The organism is Pseudomonas sp. S3_A09 (assembly GCF_054668065.1).
Genome location: NZ_CP162752.1, coordinates 2,852,633 through 2,870,180, shown reverse-complemented (window position 1 = coordinate 2,870,180; position 17,548 = coordinate 2,852,633). Strand labels below are relative to the sequence as shown.

Annotated in this window: 17 protein-coding genes; 12 read left to right on the top strand and 5 right to left on the bottom strand. The window is 61.0% G+C overall.

Going from position 1 to position 17,548, the window contains the following annotated elements; genetic code table 11:
* Positions 1 to 101 precede the first annotated feature (101 nt).
* The 7 genes from rfbB to AB4N92_RS13505 are packed head-to-tail and all read left to right on the top strand — an operon-like array spanning position 102 to position 7,164.
* Positions 102 to 1,184 carry a dTDP-glucose 4,6-dehydratase gene (rfbB, locus tag AB4N92_RS13535; RefSeq protein WP_021492338.1) on the top strand — a complete coding sequence of 361 codons (1,083 nt, stop codon included), beginning with the start codon at positions 102 to 104 and terminating at the stop codon, positions 1,182 to 1,184.
* Positions 1,181 to 2,056 (top strand): glucose-1-phosphate thymidylyltransferase RfbA, encoded by an 876-nt coding sequence (gene rfbA, locus AB4N92_RS13530; protein ID WP_021492339.1) that lies wholly within the window; start codon positions 1,181 to 1,183, stop codon positions 2,054 to 2,056. Before rfbB ends, rfbA begins: the two co-directional genes overlap by 4 nt.
* A complete protein-coding gene (rfbC, locus tag AB4N92_RS13525) occupies positions 2,053 to 2,598 on the top strand; it encodes a dTDP-4-dehydrorhamnose 3,5-epimerase (protein WP_010214044.1) in 546 nt (181 codons plus the stop codon). Before rfbA ends, rfbC begins: the two co-directional genes overlap by 4 nt.
* Positions 2,595 to 3,464: a dTDP-4-dehydrorhamnose reductase gene (rfbD, locus tag AB4N92_RS13520; protein WP_236266981.1), complete on the top strand. Its 870-nt coding sequence runs from the start codon at positions 2,595 to 2,597 to the stop codon at positions 3,462 to 3,464. The genes rfbC and rfbD overlap by 4 nt, the downstream gene beginning before the upstream one ends.
* 36 nt (positions 3,465 to 3,500) lie before the next feature.
* The gene (locus tag AB4N92_RS13515; RefSeq protein WP_236266980.1) at positions 3,501 to 5,309 is read left to right on the top strand and encodes a sensor histidine kinase; all 1,809 of its coding nucleotides are present in this window, start codon (positions 3,501 to 3,503) and stop codon (positions 5,307 to 5,309) included.
* Entirely contained in the window at positions 5,306 to 6,682 is a 1,377-nt protein-coding gene (locus AB4N92_RS13510) for a sigma-54-dependent transcriptional regulator (RefSeq protein ID WP_010214047.1), read from the top strand. Before AB4N92_RS13515 ends, AB4N92_RS13510 begins: the two co-directional genes overlap by 4 nt.
* A gap of 26 nt (positions 6,683 to 6,708) precedes the next feature.
* Positions 6,709 to 7,164 carry a YiiD C-terminal domain-containing protein gene (locus AB4N92_RS13505; protein ID WP_021492342.1) on the top strand — a complete coding sequence of 152 codons (456 nt, stop codon included), beginning with the start codon at positions 6,709 to 6,711 and terminating at the stop codon, positions 7,162 to 7,164.
* A gap of 126 nt (positions 7,165 to 7,290) precedes the next feature.
* Here the strand turns inward: AB4N92_RS13505 and cysQ are convergent, their stop codons facing one another.
* Complete coding sequence (gene cysQ, locus AB4N92_RS13500; protein WP_205517919.1) at positions 7,291 to 8,142, bottom strand: 3'(2'),5'-bisphosphate nucleotidase CysQ; 852 nt, start codon at positions 8,140 to 8,142, stop codon at positions 7,291 to 7,293.
* Complete coding sequence (gene nudE, locus AB4N92_RS13495) at positions 8,123 to 8,689, bottom strand: ADP compounds hydrolase NudE (protein WP_010214054.1); 567 nt, start codon at positions 8,687 to 8,689, stop codon at positions 8,123 to 8,125. Before nudE ends, cysQ begins: the two co-directional genes overlap by 20 nt.
* 87 nt (positions 8,690 to 8,776) lie before the next feature.
* Here nudE and yrfG point away from each other — a divergent pair, with 87 nt between their 5' ends.
* On the top strand, positions 8,777 to 9,439 hold the full coding sequence (yrfG, locus tag AB4N92_RS13490) for a GMP/IMP nucleotidase (protein WP_010214058.1): 663 nt from the start codon (positions 8,777 to 8,779) through the stop codon (positions 9,437 to 9,439).
* 141 nt (positions 9,440 to 9,580) lie between these two features.
* Here the strand turns inward: yrfG and lysM are convergent, their stop codons facing one another.
* Entirely contained in the window at positions 9,581 to 10,021 is a 441-nt protein-coding gene (lysM, locus tag AB4N92_RS13485; RefSeq protein ID WP_047544194.1) for a peptidoglycan-binding protein LysM, read from the bottom strand.
* Positions 10,022 to 10,153: 132 nt separating this feature from the next.
* On the opposite strand from lysM, the gene AB4N92_RS13480 reads away from it, so the two are divergent.
* From AB4N92_RS13480 to AB4N92_RS13465, 4 genes are all read left to right on the top strand, one after another.
* The gene (locus tag AB4N92_RS13480; RefSeq protein ID WP_042571314.1) at positions 10,154 to 11,041 is read left to right on the top strand and encodes a LysR family transcriptional regulator; all 888 of its coding nucleotides are present in this window, start codon (positions 10,154 to 10,156) and stop codon (positions 11,039 to 11,041) included.
* A 97-nt stretch (positions 11,042 to 11,138) separates the two neighbouring features.
* Positions 11,139 to 11,978 (top strand): formate dehydrogenase accessory sulfurtransferase FdhD, encoded by an 840-nt coding sequence (gene fdhD / locus AB4N92_RS13475; protein ID WP_010214062.1) that lies wholly within the window; start codon positions 11,139 to 11,141, stop codon positions 11,976 to 11,978.
* Positions 11,975 to 14,323 carry an FdhF/YdeP family oxidoreductase gene (locus AB4N92_RS13470; protein WP_021492346.1) on the top strand — a complete coding sequence of 783 codons (2,349 nt, stop codon included), beginning with the start codon at positions 11,975 to 11,977 and terminating at the stop codon, positions 14,321 to 14,323. Before fdhD ends, AB4N92_RS13470 begins: the two co-directional genes overlap by 4 nt.
* A gap of 203 nt (positions 14,324 to 14,526) precedes the next feature.
* The gene (locus AB4N92_RS13465; RefSeq protein WP_010214066.1) at positions 14,527 to 15,006 is read left to right on the top strand and encodes a glycine zipper domain-containing protein; all 480 of its coding nucleotides are present in this window, start codon (positions 14,527 to 14,529) and stop codon (positions 15,004 to 15,006) included.
* 25 nt (positions 15,007 to 15,031) lie between these two features.
* Here AB4N92_RS13465 and AB4N92_RS13460 read toward each other — a convergent pair whose 3' ends face one another.
* Positions 15,032 to 15,463, bottom strand: a complete 432-nt coding sequence (locus AB4N92_RS13460) for an acyl-CoA thioesterase (RefSeq protein ID WP_010214067.1) — start codon at positions 15,461 to 15,463, stop codon at positions 15,032 to 15,034.
* Positions 15,464 to 15,485: 22 nt separating this feature from the next.
* Positions 15,486 to 17,423 carry a RecQ family ATP-dependent DNA helicase gene (locus AB4N92_RS13455; protein WP_198832193.1) on the bottom strand — a complete coding sequence of 646 codons (1,938 nt, stop codon included), beginning with the start codon at positions 17,421 to 17,423 and terminating at the stop codon, positions 15,486 to 15,488.
* Positions 17,424 to 17,548: the final 125 nt, after the last annotated feature.

Sequence of the window (17,548 nt, the reverse complement as noted above, 5' to 3'; positions counted from 1 at the left end):
ATAAGGCAACCCCTAGTCACACCGCGCTTGCGCCACCTCGCCACACAACTCAAGCTATGCTCCATTCGCTTAATGTCCGTCTAAGGAAAAGGCCCTCCGACATGCGCATTCTCATCACCGGTGGTGCCGGTTTTATTGGCTCTGCCCTGATCCGTCACCTGATTCAACACACCGAGCACGAAGTCCTCAACCTGGACAAACTCACCTATGCGGGCAATCTGGAGTCGCTGGCCAGCATCGCGTCCAACAGCCGCTATGAGTTCGTCCAGGCCGATATCATCGACCAGGCCACTGTCAGCGCCATACTGGAGCGCTTCGAGCCCCAGGCGATCATGCACTTGGCGGCAGAGTCCCATGTCGACCGCTCGATTGATGGCCCATCGGATTTCATTCAAACCAATATCGTCGGCACCTACAGCCTGCTGGAGGCCGCCCGCGCCTATTGGCAGACGTTGGCCGAGCCCGCCAAGGGTAACTTCCGTTTCCATCACATTTCCACTGACGAAGTGTACGGTGACCTGCACGGCGTGGATGACCTGTTCACTGAAACCACGCCCTATGCGCCCAGCTCGCCGTACTCTGCGAGCAAGGCGGCGTCCGACCACCTGGTACGCGCATGGCAACGCACCTATGGCCTGCCGGTGCTGCTCACGAACTGTTCGAACAACTACGGGCCGTTCCACTTCCCCGAGAAGCTGATCCCCTTGGTGATCCTCAACGCACTCGCGGGCAAACCATTGCCGGTCTATGGCAATGGCTTACAAGTACGTGACTGGCTGTTTGTCGAGGACCATGCCCGCGCGCTGCTGAAAGTAGTGACCGAGGGTATCGTCGGCGAAACCTATAATATCGGCGGTCACAATGAGCAAAAAAACATCGATGTCGTGCGTGGCATCTGCCAATTGCTGGAAGAGTTGGCACCCCAACGCCCCAGCGGCGTCGAAAAATTCGCCGACCTGATCACGTTCGTCAAAGACCGCCCCGGCCACGATCAGCGTTATGCAATCGATGCCAGCAAGATTGAACGCGAGCTAGGCTGGGTTCCTGAAGAAACCTTCGAATCCGGTTTGCGCAAGACCGTGCAGTGGTACCTCGATAACCTGGAATGGTGCCGCAGGGTCCAGGATGGCAGCTATCAGGGCGAACGTTTAGGCAACACTGACTTTAAGGATTTGATCGCATGATGAAGGGAATCGTATTGGCCGGCGGGTCCGGCACACGTTTGCACCCCATTACCCTGGGTGTGTCCAAGCAGTTGTTGCCGGTGTACGACAAGCCGATGATCTACTACCCGATCTCCGTGCTGATGCTGGCGGGTATCAAGGACATCCTGGTGATTTCCACCCCCGTGGACTTGCCGCAATACCGCAACTTGCTGGGCGATGGCAGCCAGTTTGGCGTGCGTTTCAGCTACGCCGAGCAGCCAACCCCGGATGGCCTGGCCCAGGCGTTCATCATTGGTGAAGAGTTCATCGGCGATGATCCTGTGTGCCTGATCCTGGGCGACAATATCTTCCATGGTCAGCATTTCGGCGAACAACTGCTTGGTGCGGCCAAGCGAGCGTCTGGCGCTACTGTTTTCGGCTACTGGGTCAAGGACCCGGAGCGCTTTGGCGTGATCGACTTCGACAGCGAGGGCCGTGCCCTCTCCATCGAAGAAAAGCCGGCGAAGCCAAAATCCAGCTATGCCGTGACCGGCCTGTACTTCTACGACAACGACGTGATCAAGATCGCCAAGGCGGTCAAGCCTTCGCCCCGTGGCGAGTATGAGATTACCGACGTCAACAACGCCTACCTCAAGCGCGGCGACCTGCATGTAGAGCGTTTCGGCCGTGGTTTTGCCTGGCTGGACACGGGCACCCATGACAGCTTGCTGGAAGCCTCGCAGTACGTGCAGACCATCGAGCACCGCCAAGGCCTGAAAGTAGCTTGCCTAGAAGAAGTCGCCTATGAAAACGGCTGGATCAACCGCGAGCACCTGCTGGAGCGTGCCAAATACTTCGGCAAGACCGGCTATGGCCAATACCTGTACTCGCTGGCTGGAGAGAATCAGTGAACGTCATTGAAACCTCGCTGCCCGACGTGCTGATCATCGAACCCAAGGTGTTCGGTGATGAACGTGGCTTCTTCTACGAAAGCTTCAACGCCCGGGCTTTTGAAGAGGCAACGGGTCTCAAACGTCAGTTTGTTCAGGACAACCACTCACGCTCCCAGAAGGGCGTGCTGCGTGGCCTGCATTACCAACTCGAACACACCCAAGGCAAACTGGTGCGTGTCACCGCCGGTGAAGTATTGGACGTAGCCGTCGATATCCGCCGCAGCTCGCCGAATTTCGGCCAGTGGGTGGGTGTACGCTTATCGGCCCAGAATCACCGCCAACTATGGGTGCCGGAAGGTTTTGCCCATGGATTCGTGGTACTGAGCGAACACGCCGAGTTCCTGTACAAAACCACTGACTACTACCAGCCCAGTGCCGAACGCTGCATCTTGTGGAATGACCCGACACTGGCAATCGACTGGGAGCTGAGCGAGGCGCCACAGCTGTCCGCCAAGGACCAGGCAGGTAAACCCTTGATGGAAGCTGACGTGTTCCCATGAAAATCTTGATCACCGGCCAACATGGCCAAGTCTCCCGCGAGCTGCAACTGCGGCTCCAAGGCCTGGGCGAACTCGTCGTCCTGGGACGCGACCAGCTTGACCTGGCCAAAGCGGAGCACATTCGCCAGCAGGTGCGGGCCCATCGCCCTCACCTGATCATCAACGCAGCGGCCCACACGGCCGTCGATCTGGCCGAGAGCGAGCCGGACGCGGCCTTCGCCATCAATGCCATCGCCCCGGGCATCCTTGCCGAAGAGGCCAAGGCGCTGGGCATCCCGCTGATCCACTATTCCACCGACTACGTGTTCGACGGCAGCAAACCTGCCCCCTACCGCGAAACCGACACGCCGAACCCGCTGGGCGTCTACGGCCAGAGCAAACTGGCGGGCGAGCAGGCGATTGCGGCCGTCGGCGGCGAATACCTCATTCTGCGCACCAGTTGGGTCTACTCCAACCACGGCAAGAACTTCCTGCTGACCATGCAGCGGCTGCTGCAGGAGAAGCCGCAAATGCGCATCGTCGCCGACCAGATCGGCGCGCCGACCTGGGCCGGCAGCATTGCCAACAGCACGCGCGCGTTGATCGAGCGCTGGCAAGCAGGCGAACCGGGGGAATGGGGCATTTATCACCTGAGTGCTCAAGGCGAAACCTCCTGGTTCGGTTTTGCCGAAGCCATTGGCGACCACCTGCGTCAGCAAGGCAAAGCCTGCGCCGAACTGGAGCCCATCCCGTCCAGCGCTTATCCGACGCCCGCCAAGCGCCCGCTGAACTCGCGCCTCGATTGCAGCCGCCTGCAGCAGCAATGGCACGTCAGCCAGCCACACTGGCAAGACGCATTGCGCGAGTGTCTTGCACTGCAGCACTAGGCATAATGCGCCTGTACCCACAGGCGCATGACTCTCATGACTCCACCCCTTCCGCGTAGACCCCGCTGGCGCAGCCTCGCCTTGTTGGCGTTGTGCCTGGCACCGCTGCTGTGGCCGCTGGAGCACCTGGCCGAGCGCTATTACCGCAGCGAGTTGGCCGGGCAGAACCGCCAGACCCTCGACCTGTACGTGGCCAACCTGCTCGGGACCCTGCACCGCTACGAGGTGCTGCCGCAGATCCTTGGCGACTTGCCGGCTTTGCGCATCGCGCTGGATGCGCCTGGGGTGAGCACCAACCTGGTCAACGCCAACCTGCTGCTCAAGGACGTCGCCGCCCAGGCCGGGGTGGAGGTGATGTACCTGATGGACACCACCGGCAAGACACTGGCTGCATCCAACTGGGATAAACAGGACAGCTTCGTCGGGCGTAATTTCTCGTTCCGGCCGTATTTCAGCGAAGCCATGGCCGGGCGCCTGGGGCGGTTCTTCGGCTTGGGCACCACCTCCGCCAAGCGCGGTTACTTCTTTGCCGCCGCCGTGCGCGATGGCGATACGATCATCGGCGTGCTGGTGGTCAAGGTCGACCTGGACCACACCGAAAGCCTGTGGGGTAACACCCCGGAGCAACTGCTGGTCACCGACCATAACGGTGTGGTGATCCTGACGTCGCGCCCACAATGGCGATTCCGCGCCACCCGGCCGCTGACCGCCGAAGAACGCCGGGCCATCATCGCCATCCAGCCCTACCCGACCCGCGACCCGCAACCACTGAGCCTGAGCAACACCGCCTGGTTGCGCCAATCCACAGCCATCGCCGAGACCGGCTGGAACGTGGAAATCCTCGCACCACGCTCGCTGATCAGCCGTCCGGTGCGCACGGTGGTGGCAGTCGGCGGCGCGACGCTGCTGGTGTTGATGCTGCTGCTGGGCTTGATGATGCAACGTCGCCGCCATTACCTGGAACGCATTGCGTTCGAAGCCAAGGCCCGTCGCGAGCTGGAAGCGCGAGTGGTCGAGCGGACCAGTGACCTCGAAGGCCTCAACCGGCGCCTGAAGCAGGAAGTGCTGGAGCGCGAACACGCGCAGCAGGAACTGGTGCGTGCCCAGGATGACCTGGTGCAGGCGGGCAAATTGTCGGCGCTGGGCACCATGTCGGCAAGCATCAGCCATGAACTCAACCAGCCCCTGGCGGCGATTCGCAGCTATGCAGAGAACGCTGAAATCCTGCTCGACCATGAGCGCACCACGGATGCGCGGGGCAACCTCAAGCTGATCAGCGAACTGACCGGGCGCATGGCCTCGATCATCGCCCACCTGCGCGCCTTTGCCCGTCGCGACCGCCATGCGCCCGAGAGCGTCGCCCTGCAACCGGCGCTGGACGATGCCCTGGCGCTGCTGGCCAAGCGGCGGCGGTCGATGGAGGTGGAACTGGTCCGTGACTTGCCCGAAGCCACCCTCTGGGTACAGGCGGGCGAAACCCGTTTGCGCCAGGTTCTGGGCAACCTGCTGGCCAACGCCCTCGACGCCCTCACCGAAAAAGGTCCGCCGCGCAAACTGTGGCTGAGTGCCGAAACCACCGATCAGGGCGTCAACCTGTACATTCGCGACAACGGCCCGGGCTTTTGCATGGAAGCCCTGGGCCGCGCCAGCGAGCCGTTCTACACCACCAAGACGCGCACCCAGGGCCTGGGGTTGGGGCTGGCGATCTGCGACACTCTGATGCGTGCCTTTGGCGGCGAACTGCTGTTTGCCAACCACAAGGAAGGCGGTGCGCTGTTAACCTTGAAATTGCGTGCCGGTGCGCCGGGCGTCAGTCTGCAACCGTCCGAGGACCGCAGTGTATGAGTATCGATAACCAGATTCAGGTGGTGTTGATCGACGATGATCCACACCTGCGTCAGGCGCTGTGCCAGACCCTGGACCTGGCCGGGCTGAACGTCCTGACCCTGGGCGAAGCCACCGGCCTCACTGCGCGCCTGTCGCGGGACTGGCCGGGCGTGGTGGTCAGCGACATCCGCATGCCCGGCATGGACGGCCTGGAGCTGCTCGCCGAGCTGCACGGCCAGGACCCGGAGTTGCCGGTGCTGCTGATCACCGGCCACGGCGATGTGCCGCTGGCGGTGCAGGCCATGCGCGCCGGGGCCTATGACTTCCTGGAAAAACCTTTCGCCAGCGACGCCCTGCTCGACAGTGTGCGCCGCGCCCTGGCCCTGCGCCGCCTGGTGCTGGACAACCGCAGCCTGCGCCTGGCCCTTAGCGACCGTCAGCAGTTGAGCACGCGACTGGTGGGCCACTCGCCGCAAATGCTGCGCCTGCGCGAGCAGATCGGCGCGCTGGCCGCGACCCGGGCTGACGTGCTGATCCTCGGCGAAACCGGCGCCGGCAAAGAGGTGGTCGCCCGCGCGCTGCACGATTTGTCGAGCCGCCGTAGCGGGCCTTTTGTGGCAATCAACGCCGGGGCACTGGCCGAGTCGGTCGTGGAGAGCGAACTGTTCGGCCATGAGCCGGGCGCCTTTACCGGCGCGCAGAAACGCCGTATCGGCAAGTTCGAATTCGCCAACGGCGGCACCTTGTTCCTCGATGAAATCGAAAGCATGAGCCTGGATGTTCAGGTCAAACTCTTGCGTCTGTTGCAGGAGCGCGTGGTGGAACGCCTGGGCGGCAATCAGCTGATCCCACTGGATATCCGCATCATCGCCGCCACCAAGGAAGACCTGCGCCAGTCCGCCGACCAGGGCCGCTTCCGTGCCGACCTGTATTACCGCCTCAACGTGGCGCCGCTGCGCATTCCACCCCTGCGCGAGCGCGGCGAAGATGCGTTGATGCTGTTCCAGCACTTCGCCGACGAAGCCAGCAGCCGCCACGGCCTGCCGCTGCATGAACTGCAACCGGGGCAGCGCGCGCTGTTATTGCGCCATAGCTGGCCGGGCAATGTGCGCGAATTGCAGAACGCGGCAGAGCGCTTTGCCCTGGGCCTGGAACTGGCGCTGGATAACACGCCGGACAATCCATCAGCTGGCACCCTGACCTCTACGCCCGGTGGCTTGAGCGAGCAAGTCGAGCAGTTCGAAAAAAGCCTGATTGCCGCCGAGCTGACCCGCCCCCACAGCTCCATGCGCAGCCTCGCGGAAGCCCTGGGCGTCCCGCGCAAGACCCTGCACGACAAGCTACGCAAGCATGGCCTGAACTTCGCCAACCAAAGCAGCGACGACGAATGACAGCCCCCACCCGCCAAGAGGCCCCCATGAGCCGCGACAGCCGTTACCTGGAATCCATCCTTCACCACGACATCCCCCTCACACGGGACATGGGCCTCAAGGTGCTCGACTGGACACAGGGGCAGTTGGAACTGCATCTGCCCTTGCAAGCCAACATCAATCACAAGAGCACCATGTTCGGCGGTAGCCTGTATTGCGGCGCGGTACTGGCGGGCTGGGGCTGGCTGCACTTGCAGTTGCGTGAAGAAGGGATTGAAGACGGGCATATCGTGATCCAGGAAGGCCAGATCAGTTACCCGTTGCCGGTTACGCGGGATGCGACGGTGGTGTGCCCGTCGCCGGAGGAAAAGGTGTGGAAGCGGTTCGTGGCGACGTACAAGCGCTATGGCCGCGCGCGGCTGACGCTGCAGACGTGGGTTGTGAATGAGGGCAGTGAAGCGCGAGCAGTCGTTTTCACCGGCCAATACGTCCTGCACCGCTAAAAGCTCCGGCACCGCCCACTGTAGGAGCGAGCTTGCTCGCGAAAAACCTGAGAGCGCCGCGATCAACCAGGGTCACTGCGTTATCGTTGACGATTTTCGCGAGCAAGCTCGCGCCTACACAAGGCGTCAGGAACGGGCGAGGGTCAGCAATCGCTCGCGCCATGCGGCTTTGGCCGGCAACGCTAAAAAGAACGGGTTCAACAACGATGCCCGCGCCGGGTAGCTGAACGGCTCACCGCTCAATTCCAGCACTTCCCCTCCTGCGCCTTCCAGCACACCCTGAGCCGCGGCCGTGTCCCACTGCGAGGTCGGCGCCAGGCGCGGATAGCAATCCGCACTGCCCTCGGCCAACAGGCAGAACTTCAGCGAGCTGCCGATATTCGCCAACTTCAACGCGCCCAGGCCTTCACTCAAGCCGTCCAACAGACGCTCCTGCTCCGGGCTGGTATGCCGGCGACTCGCGACCACGGTAAACGACTCGCCCGCTGCTGGCGCCTCGCGCACTTGAATCTGCTTGGGTGCTTCATTCACATCGGAGCGCCAGGCGCCCAGGCCCGCACCCCCGAAGTAGCAACGCCCATTGGTGGGCATCGACACCACGCCAAACACCACGCGCCCTTGTTCGATCAACGCGATGTTCACGGTAAATTCTTCGCTGCCGGAGATAAACTCCTTGGTACCGTCCAACGGGTCCACCAGCCACCAGCGCTGCCAGCCGGCGCGCACGTTCTGGTCAATGTCGGCGTCTTCCTCGGACAGCACCGGAATGCTGGGGTCCAGTGCGGTCAGGCCCGCCAGGATCAAGTGATGGGCGGCCAAATCCGCTGCCGTCACCGGCGAATCATCGGCTTTGGAGGTGACGGCCACGTCGGCACGCCAGAACGGCAATATCACTTCACCAGCCTGACGAGCCAGTTCGATCACAGGGGCAATAAACGGGTGGCCTAAAAAAGTTCGCTCATGCGGTAAACGCTCCACGCTGGGTCAACAGGTCTCGTACCAGGTACAGCGCGGCCAGGGCACGGCCTTCGCTGAATTGCTCGTTCTGCGCGAGCATCGACAGCTCGCGCAGATTGACCCGGTCCACACGCATCGGCTCAGGTTCATCACCTTCCAGGCGCTCTTCATAAAGATCGGTGGCCAATACCACCTGGATTTTCTGGCTCATGTAGCCAGGCGACAGCGACAGTTCGGTGAGGTGTTCCAACTGACGTGCGCCGTAACCAGCCTCTTCCTTGAGTTCCCGGTCTGCCGCCGCCAGTACGTCTTCGCCGGGTTCGATCAAGCCCTTGGGCAAGGACAATTCATATTCGTCGGTGCCGCCGCAGTACTCTTCCACCAGCAACGCATGGTCTGCGTCGATCATTGCTACGATCATCACTGCGCCGTAACCGGCACCGCGACCCACCAGGCGCTCGTAGGTCCGCTCGACGCCATTGGAAAAGCGCAGTTGCACTTCCTCCACGCGGAACAAACGGCTACTGGCGACTATTTCGCGGGCGAGGACGGTGGGTTTCTGGCGCATAAGCGGCTCCTTGGCGTGATCGGGTTACTATACCTTGGCTTTTCCGATTGTCTGTGTCGGATATCTTTACTTACATGAGAACGCCCCATGCCCTCTTTGCCCTGGCACGCCATCGACACTGTCCTGCTGGACATGGACGGCACCCTGCTCGACCTGCATTACGACAACCACTTCTGGATGGAACACCTGCCCCAGCGATACGCCGAACTGCACGGGGTAAGCCGGGCGATGGCCGAGATGGAGCTGCAGCCGCTGTTCGAGCGTAACGCCGGACAGTTGCAATGGTATTGCCTGGATTTCTGGAGCGCAGAACTGAAGATCCCGGTGCGCGAACTCAAACTGGAAACCGCCCACCTCATCGCCCTGCGCCCGGATGCCGACACCTTCCTGGCGGCAATCAAACAGGCCGGCAAGCGTGTGATTCTGATCACCAACGCTCATCGTGATTCGCTGTCATTGAAGTTGGAACGCATTGAACTGGCGCCGCATTTCGAACGGTTGATCAGCTCCCACGATTACGGTTTCGCCAAGGAACACCCGCAGTTCTGGGACGCCCTGCAAGCCGACCTCCGCTTCGACCCGGCCCGCACCCTGTTTATCGACGATACCCTGCCCATCCTGCGCAGTGCCCAGGCATTTGGCGTGGGGCATTTGCTGGCGGTGAAAGAACCGGATAGCAAGAAGGGGCCTAAAGACACCGCAGAATTCGCGGCAGTCGGGGATTACAGAGAACTCATCGCCGGACTCTGAACGCCAAGTGGGAGAAGATCTCTGTGGGAGCCGGGCTTGCCCGCGATGCAGGCACCGCGGTGTTTAGCTCAAACCGAGGCGATGCTATCGCGGGCAAGCCCGGCTCCCACACAAACCCGCGCCCACATTGACGCCTTCGTATTACTTGGGAATACGCAGCGTCTGGCCTGGATAGATCTTGTCCGGATGGGACAAAAGCGGCTTGTTCGCCTCAAAAATCTTGTTATACAGATTAGCGTTACCGTACACCGAGAGAGAAATAGCGCTCAGCGTGTCACCCTTTTTCACGACGACAAAAGTCGCAGCCTCGACAGCCGGCCCCGTTACAGTGATCTGATCATCCACACTGGCCACACCGGCAATATTGCCCAGCGCCAGCAAAATCTTCTCTTTCTCCTCCTGAGTGGCGACTTCACCGGTCACGATCACCTTGTCGCCATCCACTGTGGTCTGCACGTTCGGATTACCCAGACCCACCTTGGACACGTGATCTTTCAACTGCTCACTGGCGTTCGCATTACCCGGCGTCAACAGGTCGACAATCTTTTCGCCGGCTTCCTTGATAAAGCTGAAAATACTCATAGTGCGCTCTCCTTGGTTTTTGATTTCCAGATGCCCAAGACTAGACCAGTCCTGTGGATTTGGGTTCCGACCCGGCCAAAGATCCAAACGCGCTAGAATCCCCCCGCCATTGGAATAAGACCTGGAGCGAAGATGGACATCAAACAGCTGAAATTCCTCATCGCCCTCGACGATACCCGTCACTTCGGCCAGGCGGCGGCGCGTTGCCACATTACCCAACCGACCCTGTCGATGCGCTTGCGTAACCTTGAGGAGGAGCTTGATCTGCCACTGGTCAATCGCGGCCAGCGCTTCGAAGGCTTTACCGCACCCGGTGAGCGGGTGCTGGCGTGGGCACGCACAGTGCTGGCGGCGTATGACGGCCTGCAGGCCGAAGCCGCGGCTTGTCGCGGCAACCTGGTGGGGACGTTGCGCCTGGGCGTGGTGCCGCTGTCGAGTTTCGATCCCTTGGCATTAATGCAGCAGTTGCATAAAGAACACCCAAGCCTGCGCTTTGAGCTCTCGGCGCTCAGCTCGGAGCAGATCCTTGAACAACTGGCGAGTAACCGGCTGGACCTGGGCGTGTCTTACCTGGAACGGCTGGATAACGAACGCTTCGACTCACTGGCCTTGGGCGAAACCCGCATGGGCCTGCTCTACGACCAGCGCTTCTTCTCTTTCGGCGACACGCCGTTGAGCTGGGAAGCGTTGATCAAGCTGCCGCTGGGCATGCTCACCAGTGGCATGCACTTTCGCCAGTCCATCGATCACAACTTCCACAGCCGTGGGCTCATCCCGCAACCGTTGTTACAGACCGATGCCGTCCATCAGTTGCTACAAGCGGTACACGGCGGACTGTGTTGCGCGGTAATGCCGCTGGATGGGGGCCTGGATGCACTCACCGAGCACTTGCGCCTGCAACCGATCGAAGACGCCCATACCCTCGCGCGCCTGGGGCTGATCATGCGTCGCAGCGCCCCGCGCTCAGCACTGGCCGAGGCGTGTTTCGCGCTGTATCAGAAATCGCTAACTCAATCTTGATCGACGTCATCTATCGGTAGATCAATACTGGCAATTAGACGCGACGCTTTGTCGCGCCTAGTCTAACCACTGATCAATCCGCCGGTGGTACTGCCCCATGAACGCCAAGCGTCCTGTCTGCGCGGCGCCCGCTCTCGAAACGCCAGCGCCCGTCGCCAGCCACAGCTACCAGTATTGCAATCTCGAACACACTGAATCTGCCAGCACAGCCTTGGCGGAAGAAGTGGCGTTGGCGATCGCCTACAACGACATCAGCCAAGCGGTGATGTTGGTGACGCCGACGGACTTGGAAGACTTCATTGTTGGCTTCAGCATCGGTAGCGGTATTATCGCCGACGTTAGCGACATTTATGACCTGAAACTCAGCGGCTCGGGCTCTGCCCAATATGCTCAGGTGCAAATCTCCAGCCGCGCCTTCTGGAACCTCAAGCAGCAGCGCCGCCAGTTAGCCGGCACCAGTGGCTGTGGCTTGTGCGGCGTGGAAGCCGTTGAGCAGGCCCTGCCAGACCTTCAGGTATTGCCCGGTGCGCCCTTGCCGCCCGCCGAGTGGCTCGATGGCCTGCGCCAACGCATCAGCGCCTTTCAACCCCTGGGCCAATACAGCGGCGCTGTGCATGCGGCGCTGTTCATGAACGGCCAGGGCGAATTGCTGATGGGCCGCGAAGATATCGGCCGACACAACGCGCTGGACAAGTTGATCGGCGCGTTGATCCGCCAAAAAATTCCGACCGAAGGCGGCCTGGCGATTGTGACAAGTCGTTGCAGCCTGGAGTTGATCCAGAAAGTCCTGCGCGCTGGCATCCAGACGCTGGTCAGCCTGTCGTCGCCCACCGGCCTGGCCCTGCAATGGGCCCGCCGGCATAACCTCAATCTCATCCACCTGCCGCAGAAAAGTGCGCCGCGGGTCTACAGCCCTGCGATGGAGAACCAGCCATGAGCCAGCACCACCAAGCCGACCAAACCCCGACCCCGCGCTACAAGCCCTACAAGGGCCCGGCCGGCGGCTGGGGCGCACTGATCAGCGTGGCGCAGGCCTGGCTGACCAGCGACAACGCGCTGAAAAACCTGCGCATGATGCTCAAGACCAACCAGAACGGCGGCTTTGACTGCCCGGGCTGCGCCTGGGGTGACTCGCCGGAAAGCGGCATGGTCAAGTTCTGCGAAAACGGCGCCAAGGCGGTCAACTGGGAAGCCACCAAACGCCGCGTGGATGGTGCATTCTTCGCCAAGCACAGCGTCACCGCCTTGCTGGAGCAGAGCGACTACTGGCTGGAATATCAGGGCCGCCTGACCGAGCCGATGCGCTACGACGCCGAAACCGACCGCTACAAGCCCATCAGTTGGGAGGCAGCCTTCGACCTGGTCGGCAAACATCTCAACGCCCTGCCCAGCCCGGACATGGCCGAGTTCTACACATCGGGCCGTGCCAGCAACGAAGCAGCGTACTTGTACCAGCTGTTCGTGCGCGCCTACGGCACCAACAACTTCCCGGACTGCTCGAACATGTGCCACGAAGCCAGCGGCGTTGCCCTGGCGCAAAGCGTGGGCGTCGGCAAAGGCACCGTGACCTTTGATGACTTCGAACACGCCGATGCGATTTTCGTCTGGGGCCAGAACCCCGGCACCAACCACCCGCGCATGCTCGAACCGTTGCGTGAAGCGGTCAAGCGTGGCGCCCAGGTGGTGTGCATCAACCCGCTGAAAGAGCGCGGCCTGGAGCGCTTCCAGCACCCGCAACACCCGCTGGAAATGCTCACCAACGGCGACAAACCGACCAACACCGCCTACTTCCGCCCGGCGCTGGGTGGCGACATGGCGATCCTGCGCGGCATGGCCAAGTTCCTGCTGCTGTGGGAACGCCAGGCCCAGGCCGAAGGCAAAGAGGCCGTGTTCGATCACGACTTCCTCAACGAACACACCACCAACGTGCTGGATTACCTGGGCAAGATCGACGACACCTCTTGGGAAGAAATCGTCGAGCAGTCCGGTTTGACCCTGGTCGAGATCGAGCAAGCGGCGCGCATGTACGCCAAAGGCAAGAACGTGATCATGTGCTGGGCGATGGGCATCACCCAGCACCGCCACTCGGTGCCAACCATCCAGGAAATCGCCAACCTGATGCTGCTGCGCGGCAACATCGGCCGCCCAGGCGCCGGCTTGTGCCCAGTGCGTGGCCACAGCAACGTACAGGGCGACCGCACCATGGGCATCAACGAACGTCCGCCCGTAGCGTTTCTTGACGCCCTGGAGCGCCGCTTCCAGTTCCAGGTGCCACGTGTCAACGGCCACAACGTGGTCGAAGCGATTCACGCCATGCTCGAAGGCCGCGCTAAAGTATTTATCGGCCTGGGCGGCAACTTCGCCCAAGCCACGCCGGACAGCCCGCGCACCTTCGAAGCACTGCGCAATTGCGACCTGACGGTGCAGATCAGCACCAAACTCAACCGCAGCCACCTGATGCACGGCAAAGACGCGCTGATCCTGCCGTGCCTGGGCCGTACCGACATCGACATCCAGGCCGAAGGCCCGCAAGCGGTGACGGTGGAAGACTCGTTCAGCATGGTCCACGGTTCCAACGGCCAGTTGCAGCCGCTGTCGAAGCTGATGAAATCCGAGCCGGCTATCCTGGCCGGTATCGCTGCCGCCACCCTGGGCACTAAGCCAGTGGATTGGAACTGGCTGGTGGCCGACTACAGCCGCATCCGCGACCTGATCGCCGACACCATCCCCGGCTTCAAGGATTTCAACGAGAAGATCAAGCATCCGGGCGGCTTCTACCTGGGCAACTCCGCCGGTGCACGCCGCTGGAACACGCCATCGGGTCGCGCCAGCTTCCGCCCGAACATCCTGCCCAAGGACTTGATCCACGAACGCACCCACGCGACGGGCAAGGTACCGGACCTGATCATGCAATCGATGCGCTCCCACGATCAGTACAACACCACCATCTATGGCCTGGACGACCGCTACCGTGGGGTCAAGGGTCAGCGTGACGTGCTGTTCGTCAACGAAGCCGACATCATCCGCCTAGGTTTCAAGCCGGGGCAGAAGGCCGACATCGTGTCGCTGTGGGAAGACGGTCGCGAGCGCCGCGTGAAGGGCTTTACCTTGCTGGCGTTTGATATTCCGGCTGGGCAGGCTGCAGCCTACTACCCGGAAGTGAACCCGCTGGTGCCGCTGGAAAGCACGGGGGATGGCAGCCATACGCCGACGTCGAAGTTCGTGGCGATCCGCTTGGAAGCGGCGAGCGACAATGGGCTGATCATGGCGCGCTCTGCATAAATCTCCGGGCACAAAAAAGGCCGCTTTTGCATAAAAAGCGGCCTTTCCGAAGTAGTTAAAGACTCACTAAATCGACTTAAGTTCCCTAGCCAAAACAGTAACTTAGAGAATTGTGTACAACTCGTGTTACTGGTCGGATTTCTATTGTCACCTTCTCGATACAGCCTCAGGATCGCGCCGTCATCCTCTTGAGGTCTCCCCTAATGAAGTTCTCCTCGATTCTCTTGTTGTCCCTTGGCCTGGTCAGTGGCGCAGCCATGGCCGGTGGCACCACCGAAGCCGGTGTGGGCGGCGCATTGGGCGGGGTTCTAGGCTCGGTTGTCGGCCAGCAGATCGGCGGCAACACCGGCTCGACCATCGGCGCCGCCCTGGGCGGCGCAGGCGGCAGCGCGGTGGGTGCGGACAAACGCAGCCGTGGTGAAGCAGCCATTGGCGGCGCTCTGGGCGCGGCGGGCGGCAACGTGGTAGGCCGCAGTGTCGGCGGCAGCACCGGTGCACTGATCGGTTCAGCGGCCGGCGGTGGTGCAGGTGGCGCGCTGGGTAACTACATGGGCAACAAGAGCGATGACGATGATCGTCGTTCGCGTGGCCGTGATGGTCGTCGTTACGACCGTGATGACCATCCGGGCCGCGGCCATGCCTATGGTCATCGCAAGAACAAGCATCACTACCGTCACCGGTAAGGGCTGAGGGTGTAGGCGTTCGCGCCTACACCACTAACCGCTGCAACGCCTCGCGCAACATCCCCGGAATCGTCACCGGCTGGTTCGAACCCCGATCCACAAACACATGCACGAAGCGCCCCGCCGCACAGGCCTCGTCTTCGCCAGCCTTGAACACTGCCAATTCGTACTGCACTGAACTATTACCCAGTTTGCCCACCCGCAAGCCGATTTCAATGCGTTCGGGAAAGGCGATCGACGCGAAATAATCACACGCCGAACTCACCACGAATCCCACCACCTCACCGTCATGAATATCCAGACCACCTTGCTCGATCAGGTAGGTATTCACCGCCGTGTCGAAGAAACTGTAGTAGGTCACGTTGTTCACATGACCATACACATCGTTGTCGTGCCAGCGCGTAATGATCGGCTGGAAGTGCAGGTAATCGGCGCGTTGAGGCACTGAGTCGGGCATCGGGTCATCTCGCTAAAGTGAGTTACAGGTCATTCAAATGGGCCTGGGCCCACTCGCGCACCTCGGCATACGGATAATCTTCCAGTGCAGCAAAGCCTGGAATGCCTCGCGCCTTCAACTTGGTAAACAACGGCACACTGATGCCGCCGAGGAAACGCGTCAGGCGTTCCGCCCCAGGCAAATGGCCGGTGTGTTCATGATGCCTGTGGATAAAATCACCGCACAGTCCCATGAAATTTTTATCCACAAGCGCTGGCAAACCGGGTGGTGGCGCAAGGTGCGCAACATGGCCGTGGCACACCGAGCAATGCCCACAACGTTGGGGTGCGTTCTCATCGCCAAAATACTGTGCCAGGCGTTGGCCCAGGCAGCGCTCTGTGGCGAACAGATCCAACATGGCGTGAATCCGCGCGACTTCGCCCACCTCATGCTGCTTGAAGCCTGTGTATAACTGTTTGCTCAATACATCAGCGTCAAAATCGGCATCAAGCAGACTGTAAACCTCAGTCATCTGCTTGCTCTCAAGCTCGATCAGGCCTTGCTCCTGGAAGTAATCCAGCGCCTTCACCACTCGACCGCGCTCGGCATTGTGCTGTTGATAAAGCGCGTCGAAATCCACCGTCGCCCAGGTTTTCGCCCGCTTGCACACGTCGATGATCGCCGCGACAAACTGCTGCCGCTCACCGGAGAAGCGCGCGAGCAAAGCCTCAGGTTCAACCAAGTACTTGAAGCGGTACTCGGCATAAAAAGCGTAGCGCGGCGCAATGACGCCCTTGAGTTCCAATTGCACCAGCAGCGTCTTCAACGGCAGCTCGCGGATGTTGCTGTGGTCCGACAGGGATCGGAGCAAAAACTCCCACTGCCCATCGGCCCGAGCAGCCTGCAACTCTTCCAGCACCCGCCGAATGCCCTCCTGCTCCGGCGTATCGCCGTACACAAAGTTTTCCAGCACGTTGAGGCTGTCGCGGTTGGCCAGCACCAGGCAATCGGAAGGTTGCCCATCACGCCCCGCGCGGCCGATTTCCTGGCTGTAGTTCTCAATGGATTTGGGCAGGTCGAAGTGCACCACATTGCGGATGTCACTCTTGTCGATGCCCATGCCGAACGCGATGGTGGCGACGATGCAATGGGAGCGCCCACTCATGAAGCGCTGCTGGATACCCTCGCGTTTATCGTGGGGCAAACCCGCGTGATAGGCCTCGGCCTGGATGCCGTTGCGGTTCAGGTGCTCGGCAATCTGCTCGGCGGTTTTCTGCAACGTGACGTAGACGATGCTCGGCTGGCCGGCACGCTCGCTCATCCACTGCACCAGCCGACGACGCTTGTCCGCACCACTGACCGGCTCCACCAACAGGTTGAGATTGGGCCGGTAGAAGCCCGTGGTGACCACATCGTCCGGAGCAATGGCGAACTTCGCCTGCATGTCGGCAATCACCTTGGGCGTCGCTGTAGCCGTCAACAACAGCGCTTGTGGGATATTGAACTGACGCTGGTAGTCCGGCAGTTTCAAATAATCAGGACGGAAGTTGTGGCCCCACTCGGAAATACAGTGCGCCTCGTCCACCACCAACAGCGAGATCTGCACGCTTTGCAGGAAGTTACGAAAGCGCTCGTTCTTCAAACGCTCCACGGAAATCATCAGGATCTTCAACTCGCCCGAACGCGCGCGGGCCATCACATCATTCGCCTCATCGCGACTCTGTGCCGAATCAATACTGCCCGCCGAAATACCATGGCGCTGCAGGAAGCCCAATTGGTCCTGCATCAATGCCAACAATGGCGAAACCACCAGCGTCAGGTGCGGCAGCAACACCGCCGACAGCTGATAGCACAGGGACTTGCCCGACCCCGTAGGAAAAATGGCCGCAGCCGAACGGCCGGCCAGTACGGCGCTGACCGTTTCTTCCTGGCCCAGACGAAACTGTGAAAAACCGAAGACCTGCTGGAGGGTGTCGTGCATAAGCTGTCACTCCATTGACCGCTGAGTAGGCTCAAAAACATAGCCTGGGAATCTCAGCGAATCGAGAAAGGTCGCAAGGAAAAAAGAGACAGGATGATACACAGGGTGCAGCAATGGCCTTGGGC